The sequence below is a fragment of the Caballeronia sp. SL2Y3 genome, assembly GCF_022879575.1.
Lineage (GTDB): Bacteria > Pseudomonadota > Gammaproteobacteria > Burkholderiales > Burkholderiaceae > Caballeronia.
Genome location: NZ_CP084261.1, coordinates 266,573 through 283,054, shown reverse-complemented (window position 1 = coordinate 283,054; position 16,482 = coordinate 266,573). Strand labels below are relative to the sequence as shown.

Annotated in this window: 16 protein-coding genes; 7 read left to right on the top strand and 9 right to left on the bottom strand. The window is 62.4% G+C overall.

Annotated elements, in window-relative coordinates:
- Positions 1–271: 271 nt before the first annotated feature.
- Positions 272–595, top strand: a complete 324-nt coding sequence (locus LDZ26_RS14610) for a hypothetical protein (protein WP_244849876.1) — start codon at positions 272–274, stop codon at positions 593–595.
- A 373-nt stretch (positions 596–968) separates the two neighbouring features.
- Here the strand turns inward: LDZ26_RS14610 and LDZ26_RS14605 are convergent, their stop codons facing one another.
- On the bottom strand, positions 969–2,354 hold the full coding sequence (locus LDZ26_RS14605) for a helix-turn-helix domain-containing protein (protein ID WP_244849875.1): 1,386 nt from the start codon (positions 2,352–2,354) through the stop codon (positions 969–971).
- Positions 2,355–2,640: 286 nt separating this feature from the next.
- Positions 2,641–3,615: an alpha/beta fold hydrolase gene (locus LDZ26_RS14600; RefSeq protein ID WP_244849874.1), complete on the bottom strand. Its 975-nt coding sequence runs from the start codon at positions 3,613–3,615 to the stop codon at positions 2,641–2,643.
- Between the two features lie 207 nt (positions 3,616–3,822).
- Between LDZ26_RS14600 and LDZ26_RS14595 the strand changes: the two genes are divergently transcribed.
- Genes LDZ26_RS14595 through LDZ26_RS14585 form a run of 3 tightly spaced genes read left to right on the top strand, consistent with a single transcriptional unit; the run spans position 3,823 to position 5,381 of the window.
- Complete coding sequence (locus LDZ26_RS14595) at positions 3,823–4,581, top strand: DNA/RNA non-specific endonuclease (protein ID WP_244849873.1); 759 nt, start codon at positions 3,823–3,825, stop codon at positions 4,579–4,581.
- Complete coding sequence (locus tag LDZ26_RS14590; RefSeq protein WP_175941054.1) at positions 4,574–4,834, top strand: hypothetical protein; 261 nt, start codon at positions 4,574–4,576, stop codon at positions 4,832–4,834. The genes LDZ26_RS14595 and LDZ26_RS14590 overlap by 8 nt, the downstream gene beginning before the upstream one ends.
- Positions 4,835–4,862: 28 nt before the next feature.
- Positions 4,863–5,381: a methylated-DNA--[protein]-cysteine S-methyltransferase gene (locus LDZ26_RS14585; protein WP_244849872.1), complete on the top strand. Its 519-nt coding sequence runs from the start codon at positions 4,863–4,865 to the stop codon at positions 5,379–5,381.
- Positions 5,382–5,462: 81 nt separating this feature from the next.
- Here the strand turns inward: LDZ26_RS14585 and LDZ26_RS14580 are convergent, their stop codons facing one another.
- The 3 genes from LDZ26_RS14580 to LDZ26_RS14570 all read right to left on the bottom strand — a co-directional run bounded on the left by LDZ26_RS14580 (position 5,463) and on the right by LDZ26_RS14570 (position 7,719).
- On the bottom strand, positions 5,463–6,167 hold the full coding sequence (locus tag LDZ26_RS14580) for an OmpA family protein (protein WP_244849871.1): 705 nt from the start codon (positions 6,165–6,167) through the stop codon (positions 5,463–5,465).
- Positions 6,168–6,355: 188 nt separating this feature from the next.
- Complete coding sequence (locus LDZ26_RS14575; protein WP_244849870.1) at positions 6,356–6,997, bottom strand: DUF2968 domain-containing protein; 642 nt, start codon at positions 6,995–6,997, stop codon at positions 6,356–6,358.
- 86 nt (positions 6,998–7,083) lie between these two features.
- Positions 7,084–7,719, bottom strand: a complete 636-nt coding sequence (locus LDZ26_RS14570; protein ID WP_244849869.1) for a hypothetical protein — start codon at positions 7,717–7,719, stop codon at positions 7,084–7,086.
- Between LDZ26_RS14570 and LDZ26_RS14565 the strand changes: the two genes are divergently transcribed.
- The 3 genes from LDZ26_RS14565 (at position 7,718) to LDZ26_RS14555 (ending at position 9,955) form a co-directional block, all read left to right on the top strand.
- Positions 7,718–9,229 carry an ATPase domain-containing protein gene (locus LDZ26_RS14565; protein ID WP_244849868.1) on the top strand — a complete coding sequence of 504 codons (1,512 nt, stop codon included), beginning with the start codon at positions 7,718–7,720 and terminating at the stop codon, positions 9,227–9,229. The two genes, LDZ26_RS14570 and LDZ26_RS14565, sit on opposite strands and share 2 nt — an antisense overlap.
- On the top strand, positions 9,226–9,582 hold the full coding sequence (locus LDZ26_RS14560) for a response regulator (RefSeq protein ID WP_244849867.1): 357 nt from the start codon (positions 9,226–9,228) through the stop codon (positions 9,580–9,582). Before LDZ26_RS14565 ends, LDZ26_RS14560 begins: the two co-directional genes overlap by 4 nt.
- A 118-nt stretch (positions 9,583–9,700) precedes the next feature.
- Positions 9,701–9,955, top strand: a complete 255-nt coding sequence (locus LDZ26_RS14555; RefSeq protein ID WP_244816874.1) for a CsbD family protein — start codon at positions 9,701–9,703, stop codon at positions 9,953–9,955.
- A 102-nt stretch (positions 9,956–10,057) separates the two neighbouring features.
- Here LDZ26_RS14555 and LDZ26_RS14550 read toward each other — a convergent pair whose 3' ends face one another.
- From LDZ26_RS14550 to LDZ26_RS14535, 4 genes are all read right to left on the bottom strand, one after another.
- Complete coding sequence (locus LDZ26_RS14550; protein WP_244849866.1) at positions 10,058–10,837, bottom strand: fumarylacetoacetate hydrolase family protein; 780 nt, start codon at positions 10,835–10,837, stop codon at positions 10,058–10,060.
- Between the two features lie 61 nt (positions 10,838–10,898).
- The gene (locus LDZ26_RS14545) at positions 10,899–13,106 is read right to left on the bottom strand and encodes an acetate--CoA ligase family protein (protein WP_244849865.1); all 2,208 of its coding nucleotides are present in this window, start codon (positions 13,104–13,106) and stop codon (positions 10,899–10,901) included.
- A 90-nt stretch (positions 13,107–13,196) separates the two neighbouring features.
- A complete protein-coding gene (frc, locus tag LDZ26_RS14540; RefSeq protein WP_175941045.1) occupies positions 13,197–14,453 on the bottom strand; it encodes a formyl-CoA transferase in 1,257 nt (418 codons plus the stop codon).
- Between the two features lie 31 nt (positions 14,454–14,484).
- Positions 14,485–16,251 carry a thiamine pyrophosphate-binding protein gene (locus tag LDZ26_RS14535; protein WP_244849864.1) on the bottom strand — a complete coding sequence of 589 codons (1,767 nt, stop codon included), beginning with the start codon at positions 16,249–16,251 and terminating at the stop codon, positions 14,485–14,487.
- Between the last annotated feature and the right edge of the window lie 231 nt (positions 16,252–16,482).

Sequence of the window (16,482 nt, the reverse complement as noted above, 5' to 3'; positions counted from 1 at the left end):
AGCGCAGTACAGATCTATCGAAGGCAGGACCATCCCTCTTGGATTTCCGAAGAGAGTCGCTTTCCCAGCCACAGCGGAGTCGGCGCGGACGAATTCGCAGCTGGACTGTGGACGTCCGAGCAGTGCACACCGGGCCTCAAGCGTTTGCACCAGGCACGGCGGCACGGCGGGACTTGAAATGGTTCTTTTCGGCCCCATTTCTGCCGTCCCGGCGTCTCTGTTGGGACACTTTGCGGAATTGGCCGTCAGGTGGGAACTCTTAGGAGCCTTAATGAGCTATCACAGAATGAGTAATCGCGAAGGAAATCAGCGGCGCATCATGGAGATGCACGAGGCGAACATGTCGCCGCTCGCGATCGCAACGTATATGACCAAATGGCAGGTGCCGATGACTTCGGAGGACGTGCAAGGCATCATCAACACTTACGAACCGATGGGCGAACGCGCCGTCAAGAAGTCCGACGTGCATTTGGCCATCGAGACACACAAGCGGTACGTCGAGCCCTTGAACGAGCACCAGCAGATCATCGAGGATTACGAGGGTTCTGAATCCACGTTTGTCCACCACGACTTCGATGAAAACGAGGAGATCTAAGTAGCTTCAGGCTTGCAACAAGCCACGAGTACCTTTATTCCCCTGTGCCTCAAAGACTATTCCGAATATAGCTTTCTCGAGGATCGCCGTTCTCAACCGACTTTCCTTGCCGCTTGCTCGAGTACGCAAGCGGCCTCGCCGGATCTCGCGATGACCAGCAAACTAGCCCCGAATGGTTTCGCATATTGGCGAGCGATACAGGAATTTAGTGGCCGGACAGAGGCCCTCACGACCGCTCAGCGATTCCCCGCCATCCCCTCTGACAGCGCCTTACGAAACGTCCCCGGTCTTGCACTGTAGGTCTAAACCGCCTCTTCGTTGCGCGGACGAACTCCTGGATATTCTAGAGATACAGGTTAGTTACCTGTTGCAATCACATTCGACGGCCAAGTAGTTTCTGTATCAATTCGTCGACGACCGAGCCGGGAAACGTGTCGCCTTCGAAAATCTCGTACAGCGGTTGTATGGCGGTCTTCACATATTCCCCAAGCGCAGACGGCGGCGCATCGAGCGGAACAGTGACCAACGACGTCACACAATTCTGTTTAGTCGTGCGCTGCGTAACATAGCGCATTCGATCTGACCACGAGGTAAGAACGCGATCCTTTAGTCCGTTCCAGCGGAACATGAACTCCAGTTTCGCATGCTCTTCAGCTTGCAGCGCCTTGGCGAACGCCAGACCGACCGCGATCGCCTCACCAGTCCGAAGTACCGGCAAGATCGCATCAAGGACTCTCATAGGTTTGGGCGCGTTCTGGTTTGAACTAATGTCGTCCTCTAGCGCGCGATAGCTATAGAATCGGCCCCTTGGGTCTTTCCGCATGAAGTCGACATGACTAAAGAAGGAGGGATCAATTTGCACGATCATCGCTTCCCATCCCCCATCCAATACGTAAGGTCGCGATTCTGGATCGCTGAATTGCCGGCTGCTCAGCCAAACCGGCCACCCGGTGTAGTCAGGGTTACTTACGCTCAGCAGGTTAGCAAAAGCCTGCAAATCGCGTTGCGCACGAAATTCACCATCAATGATCAGCCCAACTTCCCATGAGCCATGCGGAGGAAGTGTCAAATTGCGCTCCTTGACGATGCTTCGGAAGCGGCCCAAGCCCTCGGTCATAAGACTTTCCAGGCGTTCCGCGATTGATCTCTGAGCGGTTGCGTTGCCAGTAACCGCCATCGCCAAGGTGGCAGGATCCACTCCAGCAAGATGTCTGCGCAGAAATCTGCCAATGTCGGCTTCGCGGTTGTCGAAACAGACATCTAGCAGATCCCGCCAGTCTTTCCACTTGATTCGGGCGGTGCTGACTACGTTGCTTGAATTAAGAGTGCGGAAATAAACATCGTCGGTACGGAGCAGGAAAGTATCTCCGTCCTTTAGATCTGCTCTGATGGCGACAGGTGTACGGACGCCGGCCGGAATCACTAAGACTGGATGGACAAGGCCCTCGTGCTCAACAAACTCGACGGCAATTTCGAACGGCTCCGACGCGTATTTGGCGACCAGCCCTTGGATAATATCCACGTGAAATGAAGCACGTACGTCTGGAGGAACACCGTCACGGTCTTGCTGCTGCGTCTTGTCGTTGAACCCGACAAGGAGATAGCCGCCGCCGCGGTTGCGCAATGCGATCGCGCCCTTGACGATTTTAGCCAGTCCAGCTGGCTCCTGCGGCGATATCCAAGTCTTGATCTCGACGACCAGACTTTCGCCCGGACGTCTGACCAGTTGCTCGATACGCTCACGGCTGATCTCTGCCATATTCTCCGACTTCGCTCTCGTACTGTTGTTTAACTATTTGGCACGCGGTTTCCAGCGCGTTTGAAAACTGGCACCGCGAAATTCTCGTCTCGCGTCCCACTTGACACGAGAAGTTTCGATCGTCGGCAATTCTAACTGGTCGGTCACACTTCCGAGATTGGCCGGCTCCAGCACATTTGCAAGTGTCTCTCTGCGGTCCGCGAAGAAGCATAGAGTAGAAGCAGATGTTTCTGCCTAACGGCAACTGAGCGTCGGAGCAACGGTAGCTATACGACGCCTCGAACGCTCACCGATCTATTCGCCCCGCCGCGAGCCCCTCCAACAACGCCTTATGAAACACCGCCGGCTCCTGCATCTGCGGCGCGTGACCGGCGTCCGGAAACTCGACGAGCGTCGCGTTCGGGATCCGCTCCTTCGCGCGTTTCGCCAATTCGGGATAGCGCCCGAGCGTCGTGCGAATCTCGGGCGGCGCGAGATCCTTGCCGATGGCCGTCGTGTCTTTGTCGCCGATCAGGAGCAGCGTCGGCGTCTTCAACTTATCGAATTCATAGACAACAGGCTGCGTATAAATCATGTCGTACAGCAGCGCCGAATTCCACGCGACGATATCCTTCCCCGGCCCGCGATACATGCCCGCGAGCATCTGCACCCACGGCTCGTAGTCGTCGCGCCACTGGCCGGCGTAGTACGTGTTCTTCTCGTAATTGCGAATGCCCTCGGCGCTCGTCTTGAGCTCGCGCGCATACCAGTCGTCGATGGAAATGGACGGCACGCCCTTCGCCTTCCAGTCTTCCAGCCCGATCGGATTGACGAGCGCCAGTTGCTCGGTCTCCTGCGGATACATGAGCGCGTAGCGAACCGCGATCATGCCGCCCGTAGAATGCGCGATCAGCGTCGCGCGATTCACGCCCAGCGCGCCGAGCAGCGCGTGCGTGTTGCGCGCCAGTTGCTGGAAGCTGTACTGATAGCGCTCGGGCTTCGTCGACTTGCAAAAGCCGATCTGGTCCGGCGCGATCACGCGATAGCCCGCATCGGACAACGTCTCGATCGTCTCTTTCCACGTCGCCGCGCAGAAGTTCTTGCCGTGCAGCAGCACCGCGGTGCGCCCGTTAGGATGCGCCGGATGGACGTCCATATACGCCATGCGCAGCACCTGCCGCTGCGACGTGAATGCAAAGCGCGCGACCGGATACGGATAGTCGAAGCCCTGCAACTCGGGACCGTACGCGGGTTCATCGGCGGATGCGGGCGCTGCAGTCATCGACGAAACACAGCAAGCGAAAGCAAGCAGCAAGGACCGCGCGAAGAGAGGCATCGATTTCATGAGCTGTTTTTATCGAGATGAATGGCCCGAGCGATTCTAGCGCGCGGCAAGCCCTTATACTGTGCCGCCCTCGCTGGCCGCGCGTCGAATCGGGCGCAGCCGGGGGCGTTTCAGGGCATCGCAATCAGTCGGGATTTTCAAAGCATGCAAGCAAGGTTCAAGGCACTCGTCGCCGCGCTGCTCGGCGCCGTGTGCATCAGCGCGGTCGCGAACGACTGCCCGCAGTTCAGCCCGTCCGGGCGCGAACCCGTCGTGACGAACGCGAAGATGCGCGCGTCCACGCAGGAAATCTGCTATTCGGATTTCGCGCTCCTGCACTCGGGCGTCACGCACGGGCCGCTGTGGTCGGCGGAACATCTCACGGCGCAGAGCGTCGATGACGCGAAGGACAACACGCGCACCAATCGCTTCTTCGTCGACAAGCGGCTGCCGCGCGGCGACAGCGCGCAACTCGACGACTACAAGCGCAGCGGTTACGACCGCGGCCACATGAGCCCGGCGGGCGACCGGGCGAGCAAGCAGGGCATGGCCGAATCGTTCTCGCTCGCGAACATCGTGCCGCAGGATCCGTCGAATAACCGGCGCATCTGGTCGCGCATCGAGCAGGCGGTGCGCCGGCTCACGGAGGAGTCCGGCGAGGCGTACGTCGTCACCGGGCCGCTGTTCTCGGGCCGGCAATTGCAGACGATCGGCGAATCGCGTGTGTTCGTGCCGACGCAGTTGTACAAGGTCGTGTATTTGCCGCAGCGGCAAGTTGCGTTCGCGGTAGTCGTCGAGAACACGCCGACGAATACCTATACGATGAAGACCGTGCGCGAACTCGAAGCAATGAGCGGCCTCGCGTTTCCCGGCATTCCGGACGCGCTCAAGGACAAACGAATTGGAGGATTGAGAGGTGTTTAAGCCCTTTGCCAACGATACCGACGCCCTGAACATCGCGGGCGACGCCATCAACATCGTCAACGGCAAGACGCGCGTGACGATCAGCGGCGATCTGACCATCGCGCGGGACCAGGCCGGCCTCGCCGCCGCGAAGGCGCTGCACGACGCGCTCGGCGCAATCGTCGAGTCGCTCGCGAAGGACGCGCATCTGCCGGCGAAGCTGCCGGACGAGCCGCCCGCGCCCACCGGCACGGCCGATAATCCGTTCATCTGACGGCATCGGCGCGTCTCGCGAGCGCAGCGTGATCGAATGCCACGTCCGCCCGAGTCCGCTCGGGCCGATTCTGTATCGCGCCGAGGACGCGCATCTGACCGGCCTCTTTTTCGTCGGGCAGAAGCACTTCCCCGCCGGGCTGCCGCCGCACGCGATTGTCCACGACGGCCGGCCCGCGCCGCGCGTGATCGAAGCCGCGTGCGATGAAATTGCCCAGTATTTCGCCGGTGAGCGGCTGACCTTTTCAGTGCCGGTCAGACTGCGCGGCACGCCGTTTCAGCAGCAGGTCTGGGACCTCTTGCGTCAGATTCCTTTCGGCGATGCGTGGACGTACGGCGATCTCGCGCGGCGGCTCGGCTTGCCGCCCGGCGCATCGCGGGCCGTGGGCGGCGCGAACGGGCGAAATCCGGTGGCGATCATCGTGCCATGTCATCGCGTGATCGGCGGCGACGGTGAGTTGACGGGCTACGCCGGCGGCGTGGAGCGGAAGCGATCGCTTCTGACGCTCGAAGGCGGCCGGGGACGCGCGCAACTCGCCCTCTTCTGAGCGTCGCGACGACGAAAAAAAGCTCGCGGACTGTGCGGTCCGCGAGCTTTTGCTTTTGTCTGCCTACGACGCTTCAGCGCGTTATTGCGTCAGCACGACTTCCACGCGACGGTTCTCGGCACGGCCAGCGCTCGTCGCGTTCGATGCGATCGGATGCGACTCGCCGTAAGCCTTCGTCGCGAAGTCCTGCGCTTGCAGGCCGTGGGTCTTCAGGTATTCGAGCACGGCGCGCGCGCGGCGCTGCGACAATGCGACGTTGTACGACGCCGAACCGATGGAATCCGTATAACCCTGCACCACGACGGACGAGAACGTCACGCCGCGACCTTCGGCGATGAGCTTGTCGAGAATGGCGCGGGCTTTCGGCGTGAGTTGCGCGCTATCGAACGAGAAGTTGGTCTTCTCGTCGAGTGTGACCTTGCGCACCGGCGCAATGACCGGCGTCGCGGCGACCACCGGCTGCGGCTCGGCCTGCTGAACGGGCGTCTGCGCGACCGGTGCTTGCTGCGGCATCCCGCACGTGAAGACGACTTCGCCCGCGTTGCCCGGCGCATTCGTGCCTTCTACGTTTTGCAACACATTGACCGGCTGATTTCCACACATTTTCTGCGCGGCTTGCATGCACGAACTGCCGTTCTGGAATACGCCGTAGCATTCGGCACGAAACGCCTTCTGCCCGCTCGATGTCTGGATTTCATTGACATTGAACGTCGGCCCGGAAGTGGTGGAGCAACCTGCGAGCACAGCGGCGGCAGCGAGAACGGCGGCAACGGTTTTCTTAAGCATCTTTGATTCGATTGGAGAACGCGAGATCTGGATTCAGGCGCGCTATGTAATACGGCATGACGCCTGATGTTTCCCGGCTTGAATGAAAGCGGGCGTTTTGAAGCGTTGCGATTCTAGCAACGGGTTTTGCATTTCCCGCCGGGATAAATCCCAAATTTCTCGAACTTTTCCGAGTCGAGAATGAGGCGTTATTTTCCCGATGCGGAAAGATCGCCGTCGGCCTGCTTCTGCAACTCCTGCACGCGCAATTGCAGCGCGCGAAGCTGCGCCTGCGCCGCCGCCTGCTCGGTGCGCAATTGGCGAATGGCGTCCTGCTCCGCTTGCTGATGACTCGCCACTTCGCTTTGCTGCGCGTGAGCGACATCGAGATCAGCCTGCAAGCGATTCGCGCGCTCCTGCTGCGCGGCGATCTGCCGCTGGGAGAAAGCCGTTTCCGCTTCGAGCTTGATCCGGCGGATTTCCGCATCGGCCAGCGTCACCGACGACTTCGCGAAGTCCGAATAAACCGATTCGGCGCGCGCCTCGTTTTGCGTCTTCAATACGCGCCAGAATTTGTCGAGTTGAAATAACGCCGCGTAATACGTCATTTGCTCGCGATAATAAGCGAGGCTCGCGCCGTAACTGCCGTTCGCGGTTTTCCGCAGGACTATGAGCTTGCCGTCGCGGGTCAGCGCTTCTAATTCCGCGACGTCGCCGTTCGCGGATGGCGCAGTGGCCGGCGTATCCGGCGCGCGGGCGGATTGTGCTTCGACGGGCGCGGCGCCGACGCTCATCGATAACGCGCAAAAGCCCACGGTCAGCGCCAGTTTCGAAACAGCCACGCGTTTCATTGCAATCTTCCCCGGCCATTTAAAACGGAATCAGCCTGGATTATGACGAGACGCCGCGATGAATGCGAGCCGGTTTTAGAGCGGCGTTATGCGAATTGCGGACGCTTGTTTCGCGCTTCCGAGATGTTCACCGTTTCGCGATTACCCGGCGTTTGAAGCGGAGAAAATATGCGCGAGTCCGTAGGTGAAACGGGCATCGGCGAGAAAATGCCGCTATCGGCGGTGAAAACAAACGGCACAGCCGAAAGAATATGCGGGTCCGGCAACGGCTCGGCGGCTCGTGAAGGCGTAGCGGACGAGAGCAGGTAGGAAGTCAGACAGGCGGCGAGCGCGACGGCGCTCCAGATCGAGTGCGAACGGTTCATGGCGAGAAAAGCAGAGACTGGCGCGACGCGCCGGGAGGCGGAGCTGGAGAACGCGCGGCTCCAGACATCGAGGAGCGTATTTGACCAGCGGCGACGTCCGCCGCCCATGAGACGGTTCTCAAACTGCCGTTCTCCGGGACACATCGGGCATCGGGGAGCCACGGGCTCGGAATATGCAAGCCGAAGCGTCAACGCACTCGCGAGGACCGCTTGCGTCGGCGGCGCGGGCAGTAATCGAGCCGCTCCACGAAGCCCGCGCGAGAATGCGAGCGATTCAAACGGCGACATGTTGACCATTGTCAGCCATAATTCGCGTTCTGTACGAGCCGCTGCGCCGAGTAAAAACGAAAATTTCATGACCCAAGACGACAATCTGCCCTCCGAACCTGCACCCGAGCGCGCCGCGAACGACGACAACGTGACCACGGGCGTCCCGGGCCTGGACGAGATACTCGGCGGCGGCTTTGTCGGAGGCGGGCTCTACCTGATCGAAGGCATGGCGGGCGCCGGCAAGACGATTCTCTCGTCACAGATCGCCTTTCATCGCGTCGCGCAAGGCGACAAGGTGCTGTACATCACGCTCATCGCGGAATCGCACACCAAGCTGCTTTCGCATTTGCGGGCGCTGTCCTTTTACGACGCCAACGCCATTTCCGGCCGCATGCTCTTCGTGAGCGGCTATCACGAACTCATGCGCGACGGGCTTTCCGGCTTTCTCGCGCTGATCGCTTCGACGATCAAGGCGAGCCGCCCGCGCTTCATGGTGATCGACGGCTTTCGCAGCGCACGCGAGTTCAGCTCGACGGAGCTCGAACTCTCGCAGTTCATCCACGAGCTTTCGGCGTTCGTCAGCGCGGCGCGGTGCACCACGCTGATTCTCGCGCCGCTCTCGGGCAACGAGCCGCATCCGGAGCACACGCTCGTCGACGGACTGATCGAGCTGAACCGCTTCAGCACCGGCATGCGCCGCTCGCGCGAGATCGAGGTGCATAAGTTGCGCGCCCGCGATCATCTGCTCGGCAAGCACTTCTTCAGCATCTCGAACAACGGCCTCGCCGCGTATCCGCGTCTCGAGGCTTCGCGCGCGAACCAGCACGCGCCACGCCACTACGATACCAAGCTGTCGTTCGGTTTCGCCGAGTTCGACCGCATGATGGGCGGCGGCGTGGCGCGCGGCTCGACGACGACGCTCGTCGGGCCTTCCGGTGTCGGCAAGACGCTGCTCGGGCTCAAGTTCCTGCAGGCGGGCGTCGAACGCGGCGAGCATTGCGTCTATTTCGGTCTGTACGAATCGCCGGACCGGCTGATTGCAAAGGCGCGGTCGGTCAATATCGATCTGAGCGACGCGGCGAAGGACGGGCGCCTTACGATCGAGTGGCATTCGGCGGTCGAACTTTCCATCGACGAACTCGCCGCGCAACTGCTCGGCGTCGTCGCGCGCACGAACGCATCGCGGCTCGTGGTGGACGGCATCGACGGCTTTCAGCAGTCGGCGAACCGCGCGGAGCGTTTCGGGCTGTACCTGAACGCGCTCACGCTGCGCCTGCGCGATGCAGGCGTCACGACGATCGTCACGGAGGAACTGCCGCTCTACGGCGAATCCGCGCCGCCCAGCACCATGCGCGCGTCGGCGATGACCGAAAATATCGTGCTGATGCGCTATGTCGAGGCGAATTCCGCGCTCTATCGCATGGTGTCTGTCGTCAAGCAGCGCGAGAGCGCGCACGATTCCGGAATTCGCCGCCTGACGATCGACGCGCGCGGCCTGCACATCACGGAGAGCTTCATCGGGCCGACAGGCATCCTGTCCGGCCATCCGTCGCTCTCGCCTGCGCTGTCCGTGTCGGATCCCGGCCCGCGCACATGAAAAAGATCCTTGTCGTCGACGACGAATTCGACATCCTGACCACCTGGCGGCTCGTGCTGGAGATGGAAGGCTACGAGGTGACGACGGCGTCCAACGGACGCATTGCGCTCGATGCCGCCAACATGGACGCGCCGGACATCATCATCACCGACTGGATGATGCCGCACATGGACGGCGTCGAGTTGATCCGCAGTCTCGCGCAAAGCGATACGCTCAACAAGGTGCCGGTCATTCTGATGAGCGCCGCCGCGAACGCGCCGGAACTCGATCATCCCGACGCGCGGTTCCGCAGAAAGCCGCTTTCCATCGACGATTTGCTCACGCTGGTGGCGGATCTGGCGAGCCGCAGGTGAGCGGGCGGCGCGCTGGGCATGAAGCGTGCTCTATCGTCCGTTCCGGCGCTGCCGGTTGATTCGAAGCAGTAACGGGGCAATACCAACGCAAACCGCTTCAACGAGAATGGGAGGCACCATGGTGCAAGATCAAGTGGAAGGCACGGCTCAAAACGTGGTCGGCAAGGTGCAGGACGCGGTCGGCGCGCTGACGGGCGATTCGGGCACGCAGGTCGAGGGCAAGGCGCGTCAGGCGCTCGGCTCGCTGCAGCAGACGTACGGGCAGACGCTCGACAACGTTCGCAGTGTCGTCTCGGATCAGCCGATCAACGGCGTTCTGATTGCTGCGGCCGTCGGGTTCCTGCTGGGCGCGTTGTGGAATCGCGATCGGTAGTCTAAAGCGCGACGCGCTGCGTAATACCGCAGCGCGCACGCCTTCGAGCGACAAAGCCGGCGTCTCGCGCGCCGGCTTTGTCGTTTGTGGCGCTCTTACGCTCTACGCGGCGAGCACATTCGACAAGGTGCCGATCCCCGCGATCGACACATCGACGCGCGCGCCGTCCTTGATCGACCCCACGCCGATGGACGTTCCGCACGCGATCACGTCGCCGGGCGCAAGCGACATGTCGTGCGAAATGAGGCTCACTTGCTCGGCGGGCGAGAAAATCATGTCGTCGAGCGGGTAGTTCTGGCGCTCGACGCCTTCCACCGTGGTCACGACATTCGCGCTGCGCCAGTCCAAACCGCTGACGATTCCCGGCCCGAGACACGTGAACGTGTCGAAGCCCTTCGAGCGGCACCACTGCGCGAAGTTGGGATCTTCCTGAAGCAGTTCGATGGCGGTGACGTCGTTCACGCAGGTAAAACCGAAAATCGCATCCTCGGCTTCTTCCACCGACGCGCACGACACTTTCTTGCCGATCACGACGCCTAGTTCACCCTCGTAGGCGATCTTGCCGTGATAATTCTTCGGCCGGCGAATCGATTCGTTCGGCCCGATCACCGACATCGGCGGCTTGATCAAAAAGAGCGGATGTTGCGGCGGCGCCTTGTCGAGCTTCTGCGAGAGCGCGTAATATTTGTTCCAGAGCGCGATGACCTTGCTCGGCTCGCACGGCGCGAGCAGCGTGAGGTCGTCCACGGGAAAGGAGATGTCGGTCGGGCGCGGCTGGTCGAACAGCGCGCCGTCGTGCTGCACGACGCGGCCCGAGCGCTCGTCGAGCGCGCCGAAGCCGATATGCCCGTCGGCATCGCGGAAACGTATCCAGGTGGTCACGGGAGTCCTTTTCTAATTGGCGCGAGCCGCGGCCCGCGCCGTTCCCTCGGATCGAATCGGATCAGATCAGGCCCGCGCCGCGCGCCCACTTGTATTTCGCGCCGAGCACCGCGACGGGCAACTCGGTCGAATACGCGTAGGCCGGCACGCCGTGTTCGTACAGATACTCGGCGGCCTCCTCCACCTGCACGTCCCCGGCCAGCGACGCGACGATCGGCTTTTCGATGCCGCGCGCCTTCATCTCCTCCTTCACCTCGATCACGAGCTTGGCGAAGACCATCGGCGGCGTGATGATCGTGTGCCAGTAGCCGAGAATGATCGAATGGATGCGGTCGTCTTCCAGCCCGAGCTTGATGGTGTTCTTGTACGTGGTCGGCGGCTCGCCGCCCGTGATATCGACCGGATTGCCCGCCGCGCCGAACGGCGGGATGAACTTGCGGAACGCGGCGTCGAGATCGTCGGGCATCGTCATCAGCGAAAGGCCGTTGTCCACGCAGGCGTCCGAGAGCAGCACGCCCGAGCCGCCCGCGCCCGTGATGATGACCGTGTTCTCGCCCTTCGGCGTCGGCAGCTTCGGAATGCCGCGCGCGAATTCGAGCAGATCGCGCAGCGACCGCGCGCGGATCACGCCGCATTGCGCCAACACGTCCTCGTAGATTTTGTCGTTGCCCGCGAGCGCGCCGGTGTGCGAACTCGCCGCCCGCGCGCCGAGGCTCGTTCTGCCCGCCTTCAGCACGACGACCGGCTTTTTCTTCGACACGCGCCGCGCGGCTTCCGCGAAGGAACGCCCATCCTTCAGATCTTCGCAGTGCTGCGCGATGATTTCCGTGTTGTCGTCTTGCTCGAAGAACGTGAGCAGATCGTCCTCGTCGATATCGCTCTTGTTGCCGAGGCCGACGATGGCCGACACGCCCATCTTCGCCGAGCGCGAAAAGCCGATGATCGCCATGCCGATGCCGCCCGATTGCGACGAGAGCGCCGCCTTGCCCTTCACGTCGTACGGCGTGCAGAAGGTCGCGCACAGATTCTTCGGCGTGTAGTAGAAGCCGTAGATGTTCGGGCCCATCATGCGGATATCGTACTGACGCGCGATGCGCACGAGCTCTTCCTGCCCCTCCTGGTTGCCCGTTTCGGCGAAGCCGGACGGAATCAGCACCGCGCCGGGAATCTGCTTCTCGCCCACCTCCACCAGCGCCTGCGCGACGAACTTCGCGGGAATCGCGAACACGGCCACGTCGATCACGCCGGGCACGTCTTTCACGGTCTTGTATGCCTTGCGGCCCATGATCTCGTCGGCCTTCGGGTGGATCGGGTAGATGGTTCCCTGATAGCCGCCGTTGATCAGGTTCTTCATGACCGAGTTGCCGATCTTGCCGTCCTCGTTCGACGCGCCGATCACCGCGACTGCATCCGGCTTCATGATGCGGTTCATCTGCCTGACGATCTGCTCCTGCGTCGGGCGATAGCGCGGCTCGGCCGGCTCGAAGTCCATCACGATGCGCACGTCCGCCGCCACGGCGCCGCTCGGGCTCGCGAAGACCGGGTTCAGGTCCATCTCGGAGATCTGCGGGAAGTCGTCGACGAGGTGCGACACGCGCTCGATCAGCGTCACGAGCGCCTCGCGATTCACGGCCTCCGAACCGCGCACGCCGCGCAGGACATCGGCGGCCTGAATGCCGTCGAGCATCGACGCGGCTTCTTCGCGCGTGACGGGCGCCAAGCGGAACGTCACGTCCTTCAGCACTTCGACGAGCACGCCGCCGAGCCCGAACGCGATCAGCTTGCCGAACGACGGGTCCGTGACCGCGCCGATGATGACTTCCTGCCCCGCGCCGACCATCTGCTGAACCTGCACCCCGACGATGGTCGCGTTGGCGTCGTACTTCTTCGCGTTCTCGATGATGGTCGCGAAGCCCGCCTTCACGTCCGCTTCGTTCTTCACGCCGACGAGCACGCCGCCCGCCTCCGTCTTGTGCAGAATCTCCGGCGAGACGATCTTCAGCACCACCGGAAAGCCGATGAAGGACGCGAGTTTGGCCGCGTCCTCGGCGCTGGTCGCGACGCCTTCCTGCGGCACCGAAATACCGTAGGCGTCGCAGACGAGCTTGCCTTCCGGCGCGGTCAGCGACGCGCGGCCCTCGGCCTTCACCCGCTCGAAGATTTCCGCGACGCGGCGCTTGGCGTCGGCCGCGTGCAACGGCACGACGTTCGATGCCGGCGTGGAAGATTGGACTGTTTCGCTGCGTTCCTGGACGACCGTGCTGTTCATGTTGGCGTGTCTCCGTGTATTCGAGGACGTGTCTGGACCGCGCGCCGCCCGTTGCGGGCAGCGCGCGAAGGGCGCATAGGGAGTGAAGGCTCAGATCGCGCCGAGGCTCTTCAGCGTGGCGATCTGGTCGGGCGTGTAGCCGAGCTCGGCCATGACTTCGTCCGTATGTTCGCCGAGCAGCGGCGAGCGCACGACTTCGGTCGGGCTGTCCGAGAGCTTGATCGGGTTGCCGACCGTCAGGTATTTGCCGCGCACCGGATGGTCGACTTCCACGACCGTGCCGGTCTTTCTGAGCGACGGTTCTTCGGCGATTTCCTTCATCGAGAGAATCGGGCCGCAGGGAATGTCGTGCTTGTTCAGGATCTCCATCGCCTGGAACTTGGTTTTCGACATGGTCCAGCGCTCGATTTCCGCGAAGATCTCTTTGAGACGCGGCAGGCGAGCGTTCGGCGTCTTGTAGTCCGGATGCTCGATCCACTCTTCCTTGCCGATGACCTTGCAAATCTCGCCCCACACCGGCGCCTGCGTGATGAAGTAGATGTACGCGTTCGGATCGGTTTCCCAGCCCTTGCACTTGAGAATCCAGCCCGGCTGGCCGCCGCCCGACGCATTGCCCGCACGCGGCACCGCGTCGCCGAACTTGCCGTTCGGATACTGCGGGTACTCCTTCATGACGCCGGTGCGTTCCAGCCGCTGCTGGTCGCGCAATTTCACGCGGCACAGATTGAGCACGCCGTCCTGCATCGCGGCGAGCACTTTCTGCCCGCGCCCCGTGCGGTTGCGCTGATACAGCGCCGTCACGATGCCGAGCGCGAGATGCAGCCCCGTGCCGGAATCGCCGATCTGCGCGCCGGTGACGGTCGGCGGGCCGTCGTCGAAACCCGTGGTCGATGCCGCGCCGCCCGCGCACTGCGCGACGTTCTCATAGACCTTGCAGTCTTCGTACGGCCCCGGCCCGAAGCCCTTGACGGACGCCACGATCATCGCCGGGTTCAGCTCCTGGATGCGCTCCCACGTGAAGCCCATGCGGTCGAGCGCGCCCGGCGCGAAGTTCTCGACGAGCACGTCGCACTTCTTGACGAGCGTTTCGAGCACTTTCTTGCCCTCGGGATTCTTCGTGTCGATGGTGATCGACCGCTTGTTGTGGTTCAGCATCGTGAAGTAGAGGCTGTCGGCATCGGGGATATCGCGCAGTTGTTCCCGCGTGATGTCGCCCGCGCCGGCGCGCTCCACCTTGATGACGTCGGCGCCGAACCACGCCAGCAACTGCGTGCAGGTCGGACCCGATTGAACGTGCGTGAAATCGAGGATGCGTACGCCATCCAGTGCCTTGCCCGAGGTGTTCATGGCTGTCTCCCTGTGTCTTCGATCGCGTTCTTTATTTGTACATGGTCTGGGCCATCGTGCCAGGGGCGTAAACCGTAGGATCGACCCAGATATTGATGACCGCGCTCTTGCCCGTCTTCGCGATCGACTCGCGCGCCCGCTGCAACGCGCCCGCGATCTTCGACGCCTCGTACACTTCCTCGCCGTAGCCGCCGAGCATTTCGGCGAAGCGGCCATACGGCACGTCCGAGAGCAGATTGCCGACGTTGCCGCGCTCTTCGCCGTATTTCGCGAGCTGGCCGTAGCGGATCTGGTTCATCGCCGAGTTGTTGCCGATCACCGCGATGTACGGCACGCCGAAGCGGTTGGCCGTTTCCATGTCGAACGAGGTCATGGAGAACGCGCCGTCGCCGTAGTAGCACAGCACTTCCTTTTCCGGATTCGCGAGACCCGCCGCGATGGCGAAGCCCGTGCCGACGCCGAGCGAGCCGAGCGCGCCGGGGTCCATCCACTGGCCGGGGCGGCGCGGACGCACGGCTTGCGCCGAAATCGTGACGACGTCGCCGCCATCGCCGATATAGATCGTGTCGTCGGAAAGGAACTGGTTGATCTCGTGCGCGACGCGATACGGATGAATCGGGCTTGCATCGGACGTGAAGAGCGGCATGAGCTTGGCGGCCGCGGTTTCTTCCGCCGCCGCGAGTTCACGCATCCACGCCTGGCGCGACTGGCGCTTGTCGTTCTTCAGACGCCCGCTCGCGGCTTGCAGCACCGCGCCGAGAATCGCGCCCGGATCGCCGACGAGCCCGAGGTCGATATCGCGGTTCTTGCCGACCGTGCGGTAGTCCATGTCGATCTGCACCAGCTTCAGCTCTTTGCTGATGCGCTTGCCATAACCCATGCGGAAATCGAACGGCGTGCCGACGATCACGATCAGATCCGCCTCCGCGAAAGCCTGCGAGCGCGTGCGGTCGAAGTGATGCGGATCGCCCGGCGGCAACAGGCCGCGGCTCGCGCCGTTGAAGTAGCCGGGAATATCGAGGCCGCGCAGCAGCGCGATCGCTTCTTCGTGGCCGCGCGCCGTCCAGACTTGCTGGCCGTAGAGGATCGCCGGGCGCTCGGAGTTCACGAGCAGATCGGCGAGCGTTTCGATGTCCTTCGGATCGCCCACCGATTTCGTCGATGCGCGATAGCGTCCGGGCTGCGGAATCACGGCCTTGCTGACGTCGATTTCACGGTCCAGCACGTCGCGCGGAATTTCCAGATACGCCGGGCCGGGCGCGCCGTTGAAGGCTTCGCGCGCGGCCATCGAGACCATGTCGGCGACGCGCTCGGTGCTCGGCACGGTCGCCGCGAACTTGGTGATGGGCGACATCATGTCGACGTGCGGGAGGTCTTGCAGCGAGCCCATCTTGTGCTGCGTGAGCGCGCCCTGCCCGCCGATATGGATGATCGGGCTTTCCGAGCGAAACGCCGTGGCGACGCCCGTGACCGCGTTCGTGCAGCCGGGTCCGGCCGTGGTCACGACGCAGCCGAGCTTGCCCGTCTGACGCGCGTAGCCGTCGGCGGCGTGAGCGGCGACCTGCTCGTGGCGCACGTCGATGATGCGGATGCCTTCATCGACGCAGCCGTCGTAGATATCGATGATGTGGCCGCCGCACAGCGTGAAGATGGTATCGACGCCTTCGTTCTTGAGGGCGCGCGCGACGAGATGGCCGCCCGAGACGACGCCCGCGCCGCGCGTCTTTTGCTTGAGCGTGTCATCGGCGGTGGTGGTGGCTGGAGCGACTTCCGGACGGCTGCTGACGACTTCGGACATGTGGTGTCTCCTCCTCGAATGGGGTGATGTTCTTTCGCTCAGGACCTCGCGCTGTTGTCCCGTTGCTGTGATATACAATATTCCACACACGGTATTAGTCAACGATGATCTGATTGGAACAAACCCTGTGATGCGGTGCATGAACGACTTTCTGCTCGACAGGCCGGGAGTTGCACGCTCCTTCATGCTGCAACGCAAAACGGTCCGTAGCTATCACCGCGATCTTGATAT

Coding starts and splice junctions, on each gene's coding strand:
- LDZ26_RS14610 (WP_244849876.1), top strand. CDS start 272: ATGAGCTATCACAGAATGAGTAATCGCGAAGGAAATCAGCGGCGCATC.
- LDZ26_RS14605 (WP_244849875.1), bottom strand. CDS start 2,354: ATGGCAGAGATCAGCCGTGAGCGTATCGAGCAACTGGTCAGACGTCCG.
- LDZ26_RS14600 (WP_244849874.1), bottom strand. CDS start 3,615: ATGACTGCAGCGCCCGCATCCGCCGATGAACCCGCGTACGGTCCCGAG.
- LDZ26_RS14595 (WP_244849873.1), top strand. CDS start 3,823: ATGCAAGCAAGGTTCAAGGCACTCGTCGCCGCGCTGCTCGGCGCCGTG.
- LDZ26_RS14580 (WP_244849871.1), bottom strand. CDS start 6,167: ATGCTTAAGAAAACCGTTGCCGCCGTTCTCGCTGCCGCCGCTGTGCTC.
- LDZ26_RS14575 (WP_244849870.1), bottom strand. CDS start 6,997: ATGAAACGCGTGGCTGTTTCGAAACTGGCGCTGACCGTGGGCTTTTGC.
- LDZ26_RS14565 (WP_244849868.1), top strand. CDS start 7,718: ATGACCCAAGACGACAATCTGCCCTCCGAACCTGCACCCGAGCGCGCC.
- LDZ26_RS14570 (WP_244849869.1), bottom strand. CDS start 7,719: ATGAAATTTTCGTTTTTACTCGGCGCAGCGGCTCGTACAGAACGCGAA.
- LDZ26_RS14560 (WP_244849867.1), top strand. CDS start 9,226: ATGAAAAAGATCCTTGTCGTCGACGACGAATTCGACATCCTGACCACC.
- LDZ26_RS14555 (WP_244816874.1), top strand. CDS start 9,701: ATGGTGCAAGATCAAGTGGAAGGCACGGCTCAAAACGTGGTCGGCAAG.
- LDZ26_RS14545 (WP_244849865.1), bottom strand. CDS start 13,106: ATGAACAGCACGGTCGTCCAGGAACGCAGCGAAACAGTCCAATCTTCC.
- frc (WP_175941045.1), bottom strand. CDS start 14,453: ATGAACACCTCGGGCAAGGCACTGGATGGCGTACGCATCCTCGATTTC.
- LDZ26_RS14535 (WP_244849864.1), bottom strand. CDS start 16,251: ATGTCCGAAGTCGTCAGCAGCCGTCCGGAAGTCGCTCCAGCCACCACC.